The 3,632-nt window shown below is 56.6% G+C and carries 4 protein-coding genes; 2 read left to right on the forward strand and 2 right to left on the reverse strand.

The genetic code is table 11. The annotated features are described in order from the left end of the window. The coding region (locus B3Z49_RS13630; protein ID WP_296991824.1) for a gamma-glutamyltransferase family protein at positions 1–1,582 on the forward strand (1,582 nt) is incomplete at its 5' end. A gap of 120 nt (positions 1,583–1,702) precedes the next feature. Here B3Z49_RS13630 and B3Z49_RS13635 read toward each other — a convergent pair. Next, positions 1,703–2,242 (reverse strand): YHS domain-containing (seleno)protein, encoded by a 540-nt coding sequence (locus B3Z49_RS13635; protein WP_063086486.1) that lies wholly within the window; start codon positions 2,240–2,242, stop codon positions 1,703–1,705. 119 nt (positions 2,243–2,361) lie between these two features. Between B3Z49_RS13635 and B3Z49_RS13640 the strand changes: the two genes are divergently transcribed. Then, entirely contained in the window at positions 2,362–3,255 is an 894-nt protein-coding gene (locus B3Z49_RS13640; protein WP_296991827.1) for a cupin domain-containing protein, read from the forward strand. A gap of 20 nt (positions 3,256–3,275) precedes the next feature. On the opposite strand, the gene B3Z49_RS13645 is transcribed toward B3Z49_RS13640, so the two are convergent. Then, positions 3,276–3,632 (reverse strand): hypothetical protein (locus B3Z49_RS13645; RefSeq protein ID WP_296991830.1); only part of this gene is annotated, 357 nt, incomplete at its 5' end.

Raw genomic sequence — 3,632 nt, forward strand, 5'->3', positions numbered from 1 at the left:
CGCGCTTTATGCCTCACGCCGGTCCCCGGTGCTGGCGCGTAATATGGTTTCAACATCCCAGCCGCTTGCAGCCCAGGCCGGTTTGCGGATGCTGTGGGCCGGTGGTAATGCCGCCGATGCTGCACTTGCATCCGCGATTGCGCTTACAGTGGTTGAGCCAACCGGTAACGGTCTTGGATCGGATGCCTATGCCATCATTTGGGATGGCAAGGAACTGCATGGTCTGAATGCATCTGGCCGTGCGCCTGCGGCTTGGAACCCGGAACGCTTTGCCGGTTCTGACACCATGCCACAGCGCGGCTGGGAATCGGTCACCACACCGGGTGCGGTATCGTCTTGGCGTGAGATTTCCGAAAAGTTCGGCAAGCTGCCGTTCGAAAAGCTCTTCGAACCGGCGATTGAATATGCGACCTGCGGCTTTGCCGTATCGCCAATCATCGCCACCCTTTGGGAAAAGGGCGGCGATTTGCTGGGCAAGCAGCCTGGCTTTGCCGAGGCGTTCCTTCCGGGCGGAAAGGCCCCCAAGGCGGGCGAGCTGTTTGTCAACAAGGCCGCGGCCGAAAGCCTTATTGATATCGCTGAAACCAAGGGTGAGAGTTTCTATCGCGGCAAACTGGCCAGCAAGATTGCCGTCTTTGCCAAGGAACATGGTGCGGCCCTGTCTGAGGAAGACCTTGGCAATCACAAGGCCGATTGGGTTGGTACGATTTCGCAAAGCTTTGGCAATGTGAAGCTGCATGAAATCCCGCCAAACGGGCAGGGGATTTCGGCCCTGATCGCGCTGGGCATTTTGCGCCATACCAACATTACCGATTATGAGCCGGACTCGGTCGAGGCACTTCATCTCGAGATCGAGGCCATGAAACTGGCCTTTGCCGACATGCGCGATTATGTCGCGGACCTTGATTACATGACGGATGTCACGGTCGAGCATCTTTTGTCTGATGATTACCTGAAATCGCGTGCGGCATTGATTGATGCCAACAAGGCACAGGATTTCAAGGCCGGCGCGCCGAAACATGGCGGCACGGTTTATGTCAGTACGGCTGATGAAAACGGCATGATGGTGTCGTTCATTCAGTCGAACTATATGGGCTTTGGGTCTGGTGTTGTGGTGCCGGGTACTTCGATCAGCCTGCAGAACCGTGGTCACGGCTTTAGCCTCAAAGACGGGCATCCGAACCGGGTCAAGGGCGGTAAACGTCCGTTCCAGACGATCATCCCGGCCTTCCTGATGGGCCTTGATGGCAATCCGGTCATGAGCTTTGGCGTCATGGGCGGCCCGATGCAGGCACAGGGCCATTTGCAAATGACGCTTCGTACCCACCTTTGGGGGCAGGACCCGCAAACGGCGGCCGATGCACCGCGTTGGCAGGCGCTTTCGGGGCTGAATGTTGCTGTGGAAACATCGGTCGGTGCTGAGGTGATTGAGGCGCTTAAGGCCAAGGGGCATGTCATCAAGGTTGAAACGCCTGACAGCACCAACTTCGGATTTGGCGGCGCGCAGCTGATTGCCAAGACCGATGCGGGTTATGTTGCGGGTTCGGACCCGCGCAAGGATGGTTGTGCGGTCGGATACTGATCGCACCAGTTACAGATCAAAAAAAACAAATGGCCGGCCGTTCATTCGGGCCGGCCATTGTCATACCGGGCAACAGGGAGCTAGGGAGGGAACCCGGATCAGGGCATTCCGCGCCCGGGATTATTGTGCGCCGATGGTCAGGCCTTTGGGGGCCATTTTCTCATCAGCGAGTTTGGCGTCTTCGATCGTTTCGATGATTTCCCAGTTGTGATCAGCACCGCGAATGAAGCCGGGGATATCGGCAACCCAGCGCTGCTGGATTTCCTTGTTCAGGTTCAGATACAGCTTATCGTCAACAATGCGCCATGCCTGCGGATCGGCACCGAATTTACGGCCCATTGCCGCACCAAAGGCACAGAACCCGCCATATTGAGGTGCGTATTTTTCCGGGTTTGCATTGAACAGGTCACGGTTTTCAGCGCTGGCAAAGCGATAGGTCGCGCCACCATGTTCGGCCTTGAATTCGGAGTTGCCCGGGGTCGGGGCGCCTACGGTGAAGTATGCAACCGGGTCAAAACCCTGCAGGGCGTAGCCTTCAACAATGTGGACTTCCTGTGCGGCTGATGCCGGTGCGCTGATGGCAACAATGCTGCCAACTGCGGAAATACCCAGGACGGCGGCGAGGGCAGCGGAACGCATGAAGCTGGAACGTTTGGTCATCTTTTTCATCTCCTTCACGGGGTGATCACCGGGTCTTTACTGGCAGGCGATCACGGAACTGGTTCATCAAGAGGGCGTCTTGAAATCTGAAAACAGCCTATCGTCGGAGAAGTGACTTGTTGTCTGAGGAAGCACGCAATTCGTCTGAGAAGGATGTCCTGTCCGATCTTTTTGCCGGACATCACCCGCGCGGTGATGTGATTTTTGCCGGAACCCATTGCGGCAGCAGTCATCATCAGGGACGAGCTGATCTGCCATCGCAACAGCAAGGCATGTTGCATGTTTTGCAAAGTGGCACGATGCGGGTCCTTTTTGACGGGCGCGAAAAGGCGATACTGGATCGCCCCGGCGTGGTTCTTTTCGGATGTCCGGTGCCCCACGATATCGAGACGCCCGCAGGTGGCGCCGCAATGGTCTGTGCCAATCTCGATTTCCCCGATATTGGTCTAAGCCCAGCGAAACTGGGCTTGCCGGAATATCTGGTCCTGCCCTTTGACGAGCTCCCCGGGCTTGAGGCCATCACCGATCAGCTGTTTTCGGAATCACAGGGCGCGCAGCCCGGGCAACGCACGGCAATCAATCTTCTGGTTGATTTGCTCTTGCTGATGGTGTTGCGTCATTGTCAGGCCAAGAACCTTGTCCGTCCGGGCATTCTGGCCGCCATGCGTGATCCGCGGATTGCGCGCGTGGTAGGTGAACTTCATCAGAAACCCGGCGAAAGCTGGTCGGTTGAACGACAGGCCGAAATTGCTGGTATGTCGCGGGCGAGTTTTGCAGCCCGGTTTCGCGATTTGCTGGGCACATCGCCCGGTGATTTCCTGCAAACCATTCGCCTTGATCTGGCGTTTGGGTTGTTGCGCGATGGCAAAAGGTTGCAGGCGGTGGCAGGCCAGGTTGGTTATCGCAGCACAACGGCACTGGCACGTGCCATCCAGCAGCGCCACAAGATTTCCCCGCGTGAATTGCACGCCGATTCCAGCGCGGAAAACAGCGCGTTTCAATCAGCGGTTTGACAAACGGTTTTGCGTTTCCGTCAAGCGGTTCTTTGCAGCGTTTTTCCGTTGCTGCCCATGCAAAAATGACGCTTTCCCAATGACATGTCCGGGATTAAAGCAATCCTTTCGGGCAACTGATCGGTTGTGGCTTTGCGGATTCTTACCCTGATGACGACACATTCCTGCCCTGTTTTCTGTGCACAACAGCAACCAATAAATTCGGAAAAATCCAACGGTTGGTAGCATATAAGAGCATGACGCAACATTTTCAGCAGCATAGCAAGCTGCCCCTCAGACGTGTTCTTTTGGGTGCTGCCGCGTCCGCGTTGATCATGATCGGCGGGCCTGCGGCCATCCATGCACAGGAAAGTGATCCGGCACCTGTCCCACAGAGT

The sequence above is a fragment of the Thalassospira sp. UBA1131 genome (assembly GCF_002311515.1).
Classification (GTDB): domain Bacteria; phylum Pseudomonadota; class Alphaproteobacteria; order Rhodospirillales; family Thalassospiraceae; genus Thalassospira.